The sequence below is a fragment of the Thomasclavelia saccharogumia DSM 17460 genome (genome assembly GCF_000686665.1).
Taxonomy (GTDB): domain Bacteria; phylum Bacillota_I; class Bacilli_A; order Erysipelotrichales; family Coprobacillaceae; genus Thomasclavelia; species Thomasclavelia saccharogumia.
The window spans coordinates 1-15,883 of sequence record NZ_JMLH01000021.1; the positions used below are offsets into that span (position 1 = coordinate 1).

Sequence of the window (15,883 nt, forward strand, 5' to 3'; positions counted from 1 at the left end):
GCACTATGGGTTCCATATTTCTTGATTGGCAAAATTCCCGTCATATAACATAATGATACATATGGTTTATCTTTTAACAGATTTCTTAAAAAATCCAAGTATTTTTCCTGGGCTTCTTTATCATTTTTGTATTCTCTAAAGATACAGTCCCACTCATCGATAATAAATATAAACTGTTCATTTACCTCAGCATAAACATCTTCCAAAACTTGTATAAGATCATTAATATCAAAATATTCTATTTCTTGATAGACTTTTTTTATTTCTCTAAAAATTAATTTCGTTAGAAGAATAAGCATTTTATCAATATCATGTGTTTTACTTAAAAAATTCTGCATATTGAGATGTATCACATTATGCTGATTTAAGTGTTTTTGATATAGCTCTGTTTGACTGATTTTTAAATCATTGAATATTTGTGATGAATCACAGCCTTTGGAATAATAAGCAACAAGCATATTGGCATCAGTACTCTTTCCAAATCTTCTTGGTCTTGATATACATAATTTATTATTTTCTGTATTGATTATTTTATTTGTGTTTTCAATCAATAAACTATGATCCACATATATTTCACTATTTATCATATTTTGAAACAATGTATTTTGTGGATTTAGATAGATTCCCATTTTTTCACCAACCTTTCTTTATCTATTATACACTATTTTAATAATTTAAAAATCATCTATTACTTCAATTTATTATACAGTAAATTATCAATGATATAATTGATAATGTATTAATAGATTTTATTAAAAATATAACAATGATAAATTTATAAAACTGGCATGATTTTATTTAATTTAAAAATAAGACATTTAGCCTTATTTTTAAATTAAATATATAAAAGTTATATGTACAGCACTTAAAACTGATAATTATAAAACTTCTTTCAATAAAAAGCCTTATATTTTTATTACTTTTCAAATTTTTTCCATACTAATTTAAACTCTTTCCAAATTATTTTTCTTTTACAAATAATGCCTTTAATTATTCTAAATATATAAACAAATGGTCTAGCCCAAAAATGTTGATATGCAAATGGACTATACACTCTTAAAAATTCTGGATTAGGAAAAATACGCGACCATAAATATTTAAAACGAACCTTATTATTTACTTCATCCTGTGTCATTTTAGATAATTTATTTGTTACAAACTGCTCAATATTTCCATAAACCCCAGAAGATAAAATATAATTTAACATTTCTTTTTGACTTAAAGGAAGTTTATCAAAATTAAAACGATTAGAAAAAACATACAAACTTAATGATTTAAAGGATTTTTCAAAATCATCTGCTTCTAACTTATATAATTCTCTTTTTATATATTGCCAGTCAAGAATGTCTTTTTTTGATTTAAGATATACATAACAATCAAGTAAAGAACGTAATCCAGTACCGCCACCTTTATAATGTTTATAAATATGCATGATTAAATAAATATAGAAATCTTCATCACAAAAATGCCAGCCATAAAGATTATCATTATCTTTTATAAGCTTTTCTTTTATATTAAAATAATATGAATACCAGGTAAGATTATGAAGATCACTAAATAGACAAGTATGCATTTCAAAATTATAAACTGGTTCTTTATTGTAAACATCATGATTATCACCTTTTTTACCAGCATAACCACGTTTATTCATAAAATCAAATATTTTATCTCGATACTTGCTATCAAATAAAATATCATTATCAGCCATTTGTCTCATTCCTAATTTTGGATATAAGTCTTTTAAAATAATTCCTTTTAAAGGCATATACCATATACCTTCTACTTCCATAAAATTAATAATTTCTAGTCTTTCTTGATCAAGTAATAAATTTTTACGAATAGCTTTTTCTCTTTCAAGTTTCCAATGCTTTAAAAGTTCTGTATCCAAAATTAATGTTTCAACAGATTCAATAGCTGTATAACAAAGTGCTGTTAAGCTATGTTTTTTACACATAAAATATAAAGCCCTAAGATCTGTGCTTTCTACCCATTTTTTATCAGGAATTTGGCCATTTATCGCACAGGTTGAAAGATACAGCATATCATATTCTATACTATTTTCTATCAATATTATGCGCCTCCACTTAACGAATCTTTCTCCAGCATCTGCGTGCTAATGATAAAATCCGTAATATTCCTGCACGAATATAAAAGAAATCACACCATAAATGGACATATAAAAGATATTTTTTATTAGTTACGGGAATAAACTTCCCATCTCTTGTAATTCCTGTTAATACACCAATAATCATATCATCAGTGATGCCATATTCTTTTGTATAGCAATTATCACCACAAATAACATAATCATTCTCACGAACTTTTAAAATGCGATGTAAAACTAGTTTTCCATTTGCTCTTTGGTATAGTGGTACATCATATTTCTTTAACCTGCCATTGGGCTTTTCAAGTAAAATAATATCCTTTCTTTGGCGTAATAAAGGCATCATCGAATATCCAACAACTGTAGAAATACAATTCCCATGGTTAGCAATCTCTTCAGCAATATTAACATTTCGAATCATTCAAAAAAACCCGCTTTTTCAAATTCACCAATAATCTTATCAACATCTTTTTCCACAGTATCACGATCAACTTCATAACGGTTTAAAATATTATCAATGATTTCCTCTCTTGTTGTTTCATGCAATAACAAACTAGCAATATAGGCAGCCGTTTTATTATTACGAACGATTCCTCTAAATTCTTTACTAGCATCTTCTGTTGCAATCATTACTGATTCACCAGACATCTCTTGAATAATAAATCCCTCTTTTAATTTCATATCAATACCTTCCTTTTAATCATTTGTCATTTTCATTGCTTCATAAGCTATATTTACAGCTTCTTGAGAAATATTACACCCCATTTTATATACTGGAGTAGAATTTAATAACTGATCAATTAAATTTAATGTTTGAATATAAGCCTGAGGATTATCTAAAGGCCGATAAGTTTGTTGTAATATTTGCATTAAAGCATCTTTTTTATTAATTTTTTTAATAGTATTTTCTTTTGCCTGATATAGTATACAGATTCCTTGTAAAGAAACACTAGTATTAGTACTTAGACGATGCTTTCCATCCCAAGGTGTCCCATAAGCAGTTACTATATCATTATCAATTTTTAACAAAGGTTTATCGTCATTAACCATGTATGCACGATTTTTAAATCTTTCCATCCATAATCTTGTATGTGTTGATTTACCTGTTCCACTCGGTGCTGTGAATAGATATCCTTTATTATCTACAGCAATTACAGAACCGTGAAAAAGTAATACATTAAATTGTGGCATTTGAGTTGCAATTTTACGGTATACTGCTAAGGTTTCTAAATATTCATTGGAAAAATTTCGAATATTTATTCCTTGTCTTTCATCTTCTTCTTTTGATTTGATTCTTTCATTATCAATATCGTTTTCTTCTATTTTTATTGAAAAATCAGCTTTTTCTTGTGAAAGATAGTCTTTGCATAATTTTTTTGTCATTGAATATATTGTTGCTACTTCAATAACTTTATTAGCTAATTTGATTTTAAAACTTATCATATTCTTCCTCTTATTTTAAGTATTTGTTGTAAACATCATCTATTTTTTTATTTACTTCAGAAAGTTTAGCTTCTAATTCATCTTTTTGTGTTTGATAATCAGTAGTAATATTACTGCGTCCTGCTTCCATTTCTTTACGATATTTTCTAACTTCTAATAAGTTATTTACAAATAAATTATCTGATTTAGAAAAGTTATTGATTTTCTTTAACATTGAATTAAAACGATCTTTTTCATATCTTTCATTCTGCAAATCAGATCCAATCGTAAAAATAAGATTTCCCCTTTGAGTTATCGCATTAGTTAATATTGTACTAGCACCATTACGATTCCATGAAATAGCCCCAGGATGCCATATCTCAGTTCCAGAATCTAAAGAAATTATTTCTAGATCATCTTCACCGTGATGTATAAATATTGAAAAGCCTTGATTTTTAAGAGCCTCATCATATTCACTGTGATAAGAATTTGCTGTAAAGTATACGGATTCTGGTAACTCAATTCCTATTTCCTTTATCATATTTTTACATGATGTTAGCCATTTATCAACATCATTATCATCTTCATCCCATTTTAAACAATACTGCCATCCCAGTCCTATTAATTCTTTGAACTGTTTTAAACTCATACAATCATCCTGACCAGGAAAATTAGATGGTGATAATGTCAACATTCCTACAAAATCATATTCTTTCATTAAAGGATAAATATCTGTATAGATATTTTTATTTACATTTGTAAATAAAAATACAACACTGCATATCCCTTGAGCTTCATTATTATAATTCTCTTCTAAATTAGATAATTGTTCTTCTAATTGTTTCTTCTCATCTGTTAATGGTGCCATTTCTGTTTCCATTTGAGCATAATAAGTATCTCTTTCGTTTTCTAAGTGACTTTCACGCCAAAAAAAGAATATCAAACAAGCTATCGTAATAACCGCTACTATAAAAACAACAATGATTTTTATTCGCTGTTTTTTATCAAAATCAATTTTATCTTCTTCCATAAATATCTTCCCTCTCACCCTCATTAATATGTACTAATAAAACATATTATAAAAAATGACAGACAGTATAGGCCGTCTGCCATCTTTATACAATATTTATTTACCAATCAAGACCAGTAGCACTAGGTTCATCACCTGACATATCGTCATTCATTGAATTTTGGCTTGTTGTAACAACATCTTCTTGTTCAAAAACAACTATTTCTGTTACTGGTGTTATATATTTTTCTTTCATTTCTTTCATATCTAATACCTTCCCTCATTTTAAAATACATATTTTAATATATATAAATATTCTATCTCAAATCCATTTTTAATACTTAATCATTTTAACATAAACATCTATTTGTTTACAAGGGATTATTAAAAAATATTGATAAAATGTGATCTTTTAATATTAACTCCTGGGCACTTAGTACTTTATTTCTAAGTACTTCTTTTATTCCCTCACCTAACTCCTCATTGTTTTAAATCTTCTTTAATCTCTTTCATACATTTCCAGCAGTTGCATAATCAAGTGTGGTATGAGCATAATTGCATAATGTCCCTTGATTGCATTTTTATCATAACTATAGGCATGTTTCATATGATATTCATGATTCGTCAGATCATTAAATCCATTGTTTTCTATTTTTCATCAATTCCATTTGCCACTTCTCCGTAAGCGTCAAATAACTTACTATCATTCTAATATATGTTATTTTATTCCTCTATTTCATCATAGATTTTCTTTAAAACTTTTTTTAATAGTGTAGATGAAACATTCTTTGTATATGGTATATATTTAACCCCAATTTTCCCATTCAATTTCATTTCATCATCAACTGTTTGAAAAATTTCTGATCCTTTCCAATCATCTCCAACAAACATAATATCAAAATTATATTTATGAAATGCTTCTATTTTATCTCTGTTAATTTGTGGTACAACTTCATCTACATATTTAATTGATTCAACAATTCTTTTTCTTTCGTTATACGGAATAACAGGTCTTTTATGTTTATAATTTTCCACTAACTCATCCACACTTACTGCAACTATTAAGTAATCACACTGTTTTTTTGCTTTTTCTAAAAGATTTAAATGACCAACATGAAATAAATCATATACTCCAGCTGTATATCCTACTATTTTCTTCATATATCTTAATTTCCTTTCATAAATAAAAATATCTATCATGATCTTTTCATAATAGATTTCATATTTTTTATAATTGATAATAGATACTTAAATTCTTCTGTTCTAAAACTATATAAAAAAATAATTATATTCGAAACAATAAAAACAACACATCCTAATAATAACCATTGTAGTGTATTAGTTACTACAAAATAATTACTAATATATAAACATATTCCCATATTAACTAATAAAATTATCAATTTAATAAAATAATCGATAAAATATTTTATAGGATTTATACCTAGTCCTTTTTTATAAATTAAATAGGGATCAAACCATGCATTAGTTGTTAATCTTGTAATTACCGTTCCCCACAAAATACCAGCTATACCAATTTTCTTTACTAAAAATATAGAAACTATAATATTTTCTATTGCTGATATAATTGGCCTATATTTTCCTTGTGTAAATAATCCCATTGTTTGTCTATAGTTAAAAGGAGCAAACAACATTCCTCCTACATATATATTTAATGATATAATAAAAACTACTGACATATCCAAAATATAATCTTTACCAATCCAACACGATCCAATAAATGGATTTATTAATACAAAAATACATACAGTAACTACTCCATAAAGCCAAAAAGTTGCTAAATTAATGACTCTGAACATAAAATATTTTTTTTCATTATCATCACTAGCATTTAAATTTCCAATACTAGCAGTAAGATTATTAAAAACTGTTGATAAAAAACCTGTAACAGATGTAACAATTAAATTATAATTAGAGTACAATCCTACAGATTCTAGACCTACATATGCTGACATAATCATATTATCAGTAGAATTTAATGATAAAGTTCCAATTTTATATAGTACTAATGCTGAAACATTTTTTTTTATTTTTTTTAATTCTGATTTTTCAATCGGATGCTTTGATTTTTCTTTTAAAAAAGGATATAATTGATCAGTTTTTTTTGCTACATAATAATTCTGTAATAATTTACTTAATATCTGAATAGTTAAATAAATAAAATAATTTTTAAATAATATTAAAACAATAATTTGTAAAACTGCAACTATTATAGATACAATTGAATTTACTCTATTTATAATATGATTCTTTTGTGTAGCAGTTAAAAATGTACTTTTGTATACAAATAAGTAAGAAAATGCAGAATCACAAACATACATAACGTATATTACTCTAATGTATGGAACACTGTTAATATCTTTTATTAAATATGGTAGTAATGGGATTAATGCTAATCCCAAACCAAGAACTATCAAAAATAATACTTTATATATTTTTTTATAAAAATCCATTAATGCATGGATTTTTTCATTATCGTTTTTTGCAATAGGTTTATATAGACTAAAAATAATTGCTTGTCCAATACCTAATTCAGCAAAAGATAATATTGAAAGTATATTTCCAAATAGCCCACTTACTCCCAAATATGTTGAACCAAGTGTTTTAATAAAAACTGTTCTAACAACAAAACCAGTTAACAGTATAATCATTTGTCCAATTAAACCTGTACCTATATTTTTTAAAGAATTTTTTACTCTCATAATATTAACTCCTTTAATTCAAAAGTAAATCTACAATTGATTGACAACTTTTCCCATTTTCAAATGAATTAATTTTTGAAAGAAATTTATTTAAATTATTTATATATTCTGTTTCATTATAATCTTCTATCTCATCAAATAATTGTTTTTGATTTTCAGCAATAAGAAATGGGAGTTCACTAATTCTGAAATAAAGTGAACGATTATTTGATAAATAATTTTTTAAATCATTGACATACAATGCACATTTTTTATGTAAATACATTGCATCAAACATACAAGAAGAATAATCTGTAATAAGAAAATCTGAAATAATTAGTAATTCTTGTATATCATCAAAATATGATGCATTTATACAGCAATTAGGTAAATCAATGTTTTTACTGATATTAATTAAGTTCGGATGTAATCTATATAATACTTTCCATTTTCCTCCAAATTTTTTAGATAAATTATTACATAACAATTCATAATTTAAATCATATGCACTTAAATCATTATTTTTTCTAAAAGTAGGTGCATAAAGTAAATAATTGTATTTAGAATCCAAATTATTCTTATTTAACAATTTTGATCTATTTAATTCTGTATTATTTTTTAATAAATAATCTATTCTTGGAGTTCCCACCTCTAAGATTTTACCATCATACCAAAATGAATTTTTAAAAGTGTTACTACTTAAGCCACACCCAGAGATAATATAATCTATCTTCTTTGAATCCTGTTTTGCATTCTCGACATAATGATAATCCAATTGATCTGCTACATCACCTTCAATTTTTTTTAATCTAATTGAACTGTGCCATGTTTGTATATATATTTGACATTTTCTCTTTTCAAATCTAAAATGCTTAGGAATTCTTGTATTTGAAATAATATAATGAGAAGTTAAAATTTCATAAAGATATTTAATCGAAAAATAATTTACTTTACGACACCCTTTAGGTAATTCATGTTTGATATTAATATTTTTATCAAATACCCATACTATATCAAATTTATCTTTATAATTCTCTGCTATAAATTCACACAAGTATTTAGGATTACAAGTATATGCGTTACCTAAATTGCTTATGAAAAATATTTTATTTTTTTTAATTGGCAAATGTTTAAAAAGAAAAATGTATATATTTATTCTTATTTTTTTAATAAATTCAATCATTCTAAGCCTCCTTAATTAACTATATATTATTCAAATAATCCAAATCATCAAAATATTTTTGTAGCAATTCAGTTTCGTCACCTTCCAACATTTTAAGTTCAGGCACCCAAATAGAACCATTAATCTTATCATGTGAAAAACAAATCAAACATTTATTCTCTATATCCATAAATTCTTCCATATCTTGTTTCGTAAATCCTTCTCTTTGTGGAACTTTAAATATAAGACTATCGTAATTTATTCTTTTACATCTTCTATACCATTTTTCTTTTGCCTCTTTTTTAGTTTTATAATGCATAAAATAAATTTCAATATCATCTAATCTTGCTATTGGATATTCTCTATCTCCTTTTATTAAATCATAATTTTTAGATTCAGAAAAACTGATAAACTTTAAATCTTGATTAACATAATATTTTAATTTTTTTAAAAACTTTATATAATCATTACCAATAAAAAAAAGACCTATAGTTGGTGTCTTATATTGTAATCCATATTTTTGATATATAAACCCTGCCCAACAATTATTTGAAATGATAGTAAAATCTTTATTCCTTAATTTTTTTCTTCGTAATGAACATCTAATATAATTTTGAACTTTCTTAAATCCATTATTTATTTTCGTTATAATATACATTTTACTCTATATTTCCTTTTTATTTTCTTTAAATTTTCTAATATAATAATATAATGTAATTAAATTAATATTTATTCTACATAAGAGTTCAATAATTTTATACTTTCCACTTACCTCAATATTATTTGTTTTTAATAATTGTTTTAACCTTTTTTTTAATATTTTACATTCTTTATTGTAACCATCTTTACGTGCATTACAGTACATATTTAATATTGTCATATAATATCTTGCAAATTCCTTATTTAAAAGATGTTCAGAATTTATCTTTTTCAAATATTCTATTCTATATTCTATAGAAATAAATACATCCATTTTTTTAGGCATAAAACTTGAATTGATAATACTACCCTGGCGCATAACATAATAGTATAAAATCTTATCCAAATATATACAGGAATTAATTTTTGATAAAATATCAGTAATCATATACTCATCTTCATGCAATATTCCATTTTTAAATCTTAAGTTATTAAATAATTCCTTTTTGTATAATTTTGTACATGCAGAAGCTGCTCCTCCACCTATCTCATAAAGATTTTCAAAAAACTCTATCCGGCTATAACTTATTTTATACTGATTAGAACTATTATCTATTTTTACCTGTTCCTTTTCTTGAACTTCCTTATAATTAAATTGAATTAAATCTGGATTAATTTTAGAATCTTCCCAAATATTAATTAATGTATCTACTGTATTAAAATCTATATAATCATCACCATCAACAAAAAGTATAAACTTCCCTTTAGCAATATCTAACCCAGCATTCCGAGCAGAAGATAATCCTCCGTTTTTTTTATGAATAACAATAACTCTATTATCTATATCTGCAATTAAATCACATTTATTTGCGCTTCCATCAGTTGATCCATCATCTATTAAAATAATTTCAATATTCTTATATGTTTGATGTAACAAACTTTCTATGCATAAATCCATATAATCATTTACGTTATATATTGGTACAATAATACTTACTAAATTATTCATCATTTATAGTGTTCTCCTAAATTCAATGTTAGTTACCTCCTATAATATTATGAAAAAACAATTTTAATCTTGTTATATTGGAAATCATTTTTAAACTACTAGCATAACTATAAGCTACTTTTTTTTCATCTTGACTAATTTTAGAGTTACTAATACAACGAATAAAAGCTGATTCAATAACATTTCTTAATTGAACATCGTCAAAAAAGCAATATTTTTTATTCTTCTCTATTATTTTTTTCAATATATTAATAAACACCTTAATCTTTTCAATATCAAATTGATTAAATTCATTCAAACAATAGAACATAAAAATTTCTTTTTCATTATATTCAAGATTCAATTTTATAAGTTGCATACGTTCATCCAATAAATTGAAAAGTCGCTTTCTTGTTTCATTATTAATATTTTGAGTAATTTGTTGAGGATGAATTCTATAATAATGTAAGCACTCAGATAATGATGTTATTTCACCTACCATTGCTATTTTGCACCACATTGCAAAATCTTCCATACCAAAATATTGATTTTCATAGTAAATATTATTTTTATCTAAAATCTCTTTTCTTATCATTACAGTTGGATGAGCTACACAAGGAGAAAATAATAATTCCGCTTTTGATTTTCTATAATCAGATGTAAAGATCCTTTTATCCTCTTGAACATTTTCACCAAAAAGAATTAAGCTAGTTCCTAAAACAGAAATATGTTGATTACTTTCCATGTATTGTAACTGTTTTTCAAATCTTGTTGGTAATGATATATCATCAGCGTCCATTCTTGCTACATATTGCCCTTTAGCCTGTTTTAAACCATTATTTAGACTAGCAACTATACCTGAATTTTCTTTATTTTTTAAATATATAATCCTAGGGTCATCATAACTTAAAATTATATCTTCTGTTCTATCAATAGATCCATCATTTATAATAATAAATTCAAAATCTTTATAAGTTTGATTTAAAATACTTTCTATAGCTTCACCAATATATTTTTCAGCATTATATGCTGGCATTAAAACACTAATTTTTTTCAATAATAACCCTCCTCATATTAAATACTTCTATTTAAAACTTTAAAAATAAATTCATTCTCCTAAAAATACTAAAAAACAAAATCATTAGTTTTTAAAATTTAAAATACATACCATCCACAATAAATAATAGTAAATAACATTATTAAATTTTACCTCCCATGTCTTTTATTTAAAACAATCGCTAATGCACATAGTAGTAATATTTTTTTTCTAATAATTAATTTTGCCTTTAAATCATTTAAATTCAATTTAGCTATTTCATTTCGTAAAATATGATTATCACAAATTTTTTTGATAGATTGATATCTTTCAATATAGTTTAACTGAGAATCTTTATAAAATTCATTATTGATAGCAGTGTAACATAAACCAACAGTCTGCAACTCATATCCATTAATAATATTTTCATCATTATTCCAGCATACCTGAATTGCCTCCATAATTTTTCTTCTTGCATCCATTACGATATTAATCATATTGCTATAATATTTATTTACTGCACTACCCATTCGAATATATCTATTATAATAAACTGTTTTATCATAAAATATTTTCTTACTATATCCAATTGCATATAAGTTAAAAATACGATCTTCAGAGAATTTCAAATCAATAGGAAAATAAATATCATTTTCTTGCAACAGTTCTCGTTTATATAGACCTCTCCAAACCGATCCAGCCATTTGTATTAATAGTGATGAATCAATCTTATCTTTTGTTATTAATCTACTCTTTTCTAATAGAGTAAAACTATCTATTTCACTTTGCTTATCATCATAAACTGTTACAGCATCACAGAAAACAATATCAACATCATAATCTTTAATATACTTATACATATTCTGATACATATTTGATTCTATCCAATCATCACTATCAATAAAACCTATATACTTGCCTTTTGATTTTTTTATACCTATATTTCTTGCAATGCTAACATCCTCATTTCTTTTATGGATAACGCTGATTCTATCATCCTTTTTAGCATACTCATCACATATATCTCTTGATTCATCTGTTGATCCATCATCTATTAAAACTATTTCAATATCTCGTAATGTTTGATTTAAAAGAGAATTAATACATTTCTTTAAATATATACCAGTATTGTATACAGGAACAATAATACTAATTTTATAATCTATTTCCATGATTATTTTTCTCCTTTAAATATCTAACTCGACCTAGCATTATTCCTAATGCTACATACGGAATCAAATTTGGCTGAGTAGCTATCAAACCGAGTTCTACAGATTGTTGTAAATATATAAATAAAAATGCTGTTAAAGCAGCACATACATAACTATCATTAAAATAATATTTAGCTCTATCAATAATATTTTTGAATAAAGCAATCCAAGCAGTATACCCTATTACTCCATAAGCTGTTAAACATGTTATTGCTGAATTATGCCAGCCATTCCCGATTTTTTTAGTACCAAATAACAAATGTTGTTTCAATTGATCAACTCCACTTTGCCATAAAGCTTCTCTCCCATTAAAAATAGGTTTCTTAAATTGTTCAATGCTCCATGAATTTAATCTTTCATAATATCCTGTATTTGAAACTATTAAAACAATAATAACTATTAATAGTGGCATAAACAATATATATATATATTTTCCAGCTTCATAAAAATTTTGAGGTCTTATTAAATTAAAAATAAATAATATAGAAAGACCCACAAATAAAGTACTTGACCTTGAATTAGTAATATTCAACAAATATAAATATAAAATTACTACTACCAATGTAAATATTCGACGATATTTCTTTTTATCATCCATAAAACCGATATAAAAAATTGCATAGCTAAAAAAACCTATCATTGCAATTGTATTTTCATTCCAACCCGATAATATAGAAGTATAATTATAAATATACAAAAAGAAAACTCCCAATATACCATAAAACAATGCAATCAATTTAATATTTCTATGTTTTAAAGGAACTAATGAAAATAAATAACATACTAAAAATGCTAATAAATATCCAATGCCATCAGTATTTTTTGATAATAAAGGAATAATGATAAAAGATAAAAATAAAATAATCAATAAATATAAATAGTTTTTCCTTATATTCAATTTACTACTCTTCCTTATGATTATTAAAATAATAGGTACCAAAATAATGAATAATAGTATATGAAATTTATTAGTAATATTTATTGAATTACCTAATCCAGACCCTTGAACCAATGAAACAATCCATAACAAAATAGAAAAAATTATTATAAATATACCATTCATTTAATTTTCCTTTCATAATAATACTTTAGTACAAATCCCAATGGTCTAGTCAATATTATCAACCATTTCCATGGTCCGTTATATTCAAATTTATTTGTTTTAGCAATTAAAGAAAAAGTATTATATCGAACTACATAATTTAATCTTTCATTATAACTTCTAGCCATATTAATTCTTTGTGAATAATATATTTTATAGCCAATAGGATTTTTTAACATAATTTTATAAATATTTTGGGACAATCCATCATTTTGATATTCACATATATTTAGTATTTGATTCAACAAAAGCAATTGGTATTGACTAGAAATTTTATCATAAATAACATTTTCAGTAATAAACTTTTCTCCGGTATCAGGAAATAAATTATCCTTCAATACTTCTGTAAGGTAAATCAATGCAAACTCACCCGTACATTTTAATTCATTTGTTAACATATAAGTATCTATATATTTAATATTTAATGGCAATTTAGAACTTAATTCTTTACCATTTAAATCTATTTTCTTTCCAAGAATACCACAAATTTTACGATTTTCTTTTGCAAACTCCCACGACATTAAAATACTATTTATTGCGTTTTCATATAACATATCATCTGAATCTACACAAAAGAATAATTCTCCATAAGCATTTAAAACACCATTATTAAAAGCTTTCCATTTACCAGAGTTATGCTGATAAATATATCGAATAGGAAATTTTGAGCTTTTTTGAAAATTTTCTACTATTTTTTTTGTGTTATCTACTGATCCATCATCAACTATAAGCCATTCAATATCTTTTGAATTCTGCTTCATAATAGAATCAAACAATCTATATAAGAATTTTCCTCGATTATATGTTGGAGTAAAAATTGTTAATTTCAATCTATTTTCCATTTTTACACCTCATTATTTTCAAATATTTTTTTTCACCAATTATTTTAATGACACTTTTTTTTATTAAAATTTTTATTTTATTTCTTTTAGATATCCAGCTTACAAAAAAGTGATGCACACAATAACTATTTTCAGTAATAAAATATTTATAAATTCTATAATCATATGGTGAAAAAAATTCATTGGGATAAATTATAATATCATTTGATAATATTTGATACTCATTATTAAGCTTCAAACCTTGACATTGCAATAGATCAGTTAAAATCTTAACATTAGTTATAGTATTTAAACTTCCATCCTTATTTATAAAAAAAACATCTTCATATTTTTTTAAAAAATTCTTAAAAACAAGATGATGTGGTTCAGCAGCCATAAAACTAGTAGCAATATAATTTCCACTTTCAAAACCAAAAATACATTTTTTTTCTAATAACTCATCAAAAGATTTAAAGACTTCGACATCTGTATCCAAATAAAAACCTCCATATTTCTCTAAAACATAGGCTCTTACATAATCACTTACAAAAGCATATTTTTTTGCTTCATATGCTTCTTTAGCATAGTTATTATTAAAAATATCAAAATTATCTTCATTCCATTCAACTATTTCATAATCTTTCAAGTACTCTTCCCAACTTTTCAGACATTTTTTTACTTCTTTTGGTTTATCATTTTTTCCAAACCAACAATAATGTATAATTTTGGGTATCAAAATTACTCCTCCCTTTTATTAAGATTTCATTCTTTTTTTATGCAAAAATTCATATACAGAATTAGGTAATAATCCAACCGCTAGCGGTCTCAATATAAATAAATAATTAATTTTAGATAGTTTAAAATTTTTAACTATTAAATATCTAACATATGTCTCGTTTATTCTATATCTATACTTTCTTCTATTAATCGCATTTCTATCATCTCTCATTTTATACAATGATTCTTCTATGTTGTATCCCTTAAAACCATTTAAATACATTTTATACCATAAATGATAATCTTCTACTCTTAATAAATTTTTTCCTTCTGAATACCCTTTAACTGCTTTATATGCTTCATTTCTCACCAAACACGATGCATGACAAAAAGGTGTACCTTTAATAAAATCAGCTTTATGTGGTTTTTTTAAAGAATTACTTTTACCCCAATCCCCAGTTTCGTCAAAATAAATCATATTACTGCCCACAATTGCATATTCTGGATTATTCTCTAAAAAATCAACTTCTTTTTCTAATCTTGTAGGTAATGAAATATCATCTCCATCCATTCTGGCAATGTATTTTGTATCTGCAAATTTTAAACAATGATTTAGTGTATAATTTAATCCTTTATTTTCATTATTACTTATAAGAATAATATTTTCATACTTATCTGCATACTTTTTTGCAACTAGATATGTATCGTCACTCGAAGCATCATCACACATAATAAGTTTCCAATCTTTATAAGTTTGATTCAATAAAGACTGTATTGCTTCATCTAGAGTAGAAGCACAATTATAAATACCCATAATAATCGAAATCTTATACTTCATAATTATTTTCTCTTTCTACTTTCATTTAAAAATTTATTAAATAACTTTTCTCAATCAGATTTAAAACAATTAAAAAAAGTTTGCTGATTAAAATTTTTTCTTACAAATTTCACACTATTTTCCCCAAAATAA

Annotated in this window: 18 protein-coding genes; all 18 read right to left on the bottom strand. The window is 24.8% G+C overall.

The window, feature by feature from the left end; genetic code table 11:
* Window positions 1-629: AAA family ATPase (locus BR82_RS0106300; protein ID WP_027089496.1), on the bottom strand; the 629-nt coding region annotated here is incomplete at its 3' end.
* A gap of 287 nt (window positions 630-916) precedes the next feature.
* Window positions 917-2,068: a nucleotidyltransferase domain-containing protein gene (locus BR82_RS0106305; protein WP_027089497.1), complete on the bottom strand. Its 1,152-nt coding sequence runs from the start codon at window positions 2,066-2,068 to the stop codon at window positions 917-919.
* A gap of 16 nt (window positions 2,069-2,084) precedes the next feature.
* Window positions 2,085-2,525, bottom strand: coding sequence for a S24/S26 family peptidase (locus BR82_RS0106310; RefSeq protein ID WP_205618735.1), 441 nt, complete (start codon window positions 2,523-2,525; stop codon window positions 2,085-2,087).
* Window positions 2,522-2,785 (bottom strand): PqqD family protein, encoded by a 264-nt coding sequence (locus BR82_RS0106315; RefSeq protein ID WP_027089499.1) that lies wholly within the window; start codon window positions 2,783-2,785, stop codon window positions 2,522-2,524. Before BR82_RS0106315 ends, BR82_RS0106310 begins: the two co-directional genes overlap by 4 nt.
* Before the next feature lie 15 nt (window positions 2,786-2,800).
* Complete coding sequence (locus tag BR82_RS0106320; RefSeq protein ID WP_027089500.1) at window positions 2,801-3,547, bottom strand: hypothetical protein; 747 nt, start codon at window positions 3,545-3,547, stop codon at window positions 2,801-2,803.
* A gap of 10 nt (window positions 3,548-3,557) precedes the next feature.
* On the bottom strand, window positions 3,558-4,556 hold the full coding sequence (locus BR82_RS0106325; protein WP_027089501.1) for a polysaccharide deacetylase family protein: 999 nt from the start codon (window positions 4,554-4,556) through the stop codon (window positions 3,558-3,560).
* Window positions 4,557-4,656: 100 nt separating this feature from the next.
* Window positions 4,657-4,800 carry a hypothetical protein gene (locus BR82_RS17015; protein ID WP_154659607.1) on the bottom strand — a complete coding sequence of 48 codons (144 nt, stop codon included), beginning with the start codon at window positions 4,798-4,800 and terminating at the stop codon, window positions 4,657-4,659.
* Between the two features lie 458 nt (window positions 4,801-5,258).
* Window positions 5,259-5,696, bottom strand: a complete 438-nt coding sequence (locus BR82_RS0106335) for an FAD synthase family protein (RefSeq protein WP_027089502.1) — start codon at window positions 5,694-5,696, stop codon at window positions 5,259-5,261.
* A 35-nt stretch (window positions 5,697-5,731) separates the two neighbouring features.
* Window positions 5,732-7,258 carry a lipopolysaccharide biosynthesis protein gene (locus BR82_RS0106340; protein ID WP_027089503.1) on the bottom strand — a complete coding sequence of 509 codons (1,527 nt, stop codon included), beginning with the start codon at window positions 7,256-7,258 and terminating at the stop codon, window positions 5,732-5,734.
* Between the two features lie 13 nt (window positions 7,259-7,271).
* A complete protein-coding gene (locus tag BR82_RS0106345; RefSeq protein WP_034864298.1) occupies window positions 7,272-8,420 on the bottom strand; it encodes a CDP-glycerol glycerophosphotransferase family protein in 1,149 nt (382 codons plus the stop codon).
* 19 nt (window positions 8,421-8,439) lie between these two features.
* Window positions 8,440-9,057 (bottom strand): DUF1919 domain-containing protein, encoded by a 618-nt coding sequence (locus tag BR82_RS15275; RefSeq protein WP_051592762.1) that lies wholly within the window; start codon window positions 9,055-9,057, stop codon window positions 8,440-8,442.
* 6 nt (window positions 9,058-9,063) lie between these two features.
* The gene (locus BR82_RS15280; RefSeq protein ID WP_051592763.1) at window positions 9,064-10,050 is read right to left on the bottom strand and encodes a glycosyltransferase family 2 protein; all 987 of its coding nucleotides are present in this window, start codon (window positions 10,048-10,050) and stop codon (window positions 9,064-9,066) included.
* 25 nt (window positions 10,051-10,075) lie between these two features.
* Window positions 10,076-11,083, bottom strand: a complete 1,008-nt coding sequence (locus BR82_RS16715) for a glycosyltransferase family 2 protein (protein ID WP_147590218.1) — start codon at window positions 11,081-11,083, stop codon at window positions 10,076-10,078.
* Between the two features lie 149 nt (window positions 11,084-11,232).
* A complete protein-coding gene (locus tag BR82_RS16310) occupies window positions 11,233-12,234 on the bottom strand; it encodes a glycosyltransferase (RefSeq protein ID WP_051592764.1) in 1,002 nt (333 codons plus the stop codon).
* On the bottom strand, window positions 12,218-13,171 hold the full coding sequence (locus tag BR82_RS0106370; protein WP_161635125.1) for an O-antigen ligase family protein: 954 nt from the start codon (window positions 13,169-13,171) through the stop codon (window positions 12,218-12,220). The genes BR82_RS16310 and BR82_RS0106370 overlap by 17 nt, the downstream gene beginning before the upstream one ends.
* A 161-nt stretch (window positions 13,172-13,332) precedes the next feature.
* Window positions 13,333-14,217: a glycosyltransferase family A protein gene (locus BR82_RS15295; RefSeq protein WP_051592765.1), complete on the bottom strand. Its 885-nt coding sequence runs from the start codon at window positions 14,215-14,217 to the stop codon at window positions 13,333-13,335.
* On the bottom strand, window positions 14,207-14,932 hold the full coding sequence (locus BR82_RS0106380; RefSeq protein ID WP_205618736.1) for a glycosyltransferase family 32 protein: 726 nt from the start codon (window positions 14,930-14,932) through the stop codon (window positions 14,207-14,209). The genes BR82_RS15295 and BR82_RS0106380 overlap by 11 nt, the downstream gene beginning before the upstream one ends.
* 18 nt (window positions 14,933-14,950) lie before the next feature.
* Entirely contained in the window at window positions 14,951-15,751 is an 801-nt protein-coding gene (locus BR82_RS0106385) for a glycosyltransferase family 2 protein (protein ID WP_027089507.1), read from the bottom strand.
* Window positions 15,752-15,883 lie beyond the last annotated feature (132 nt).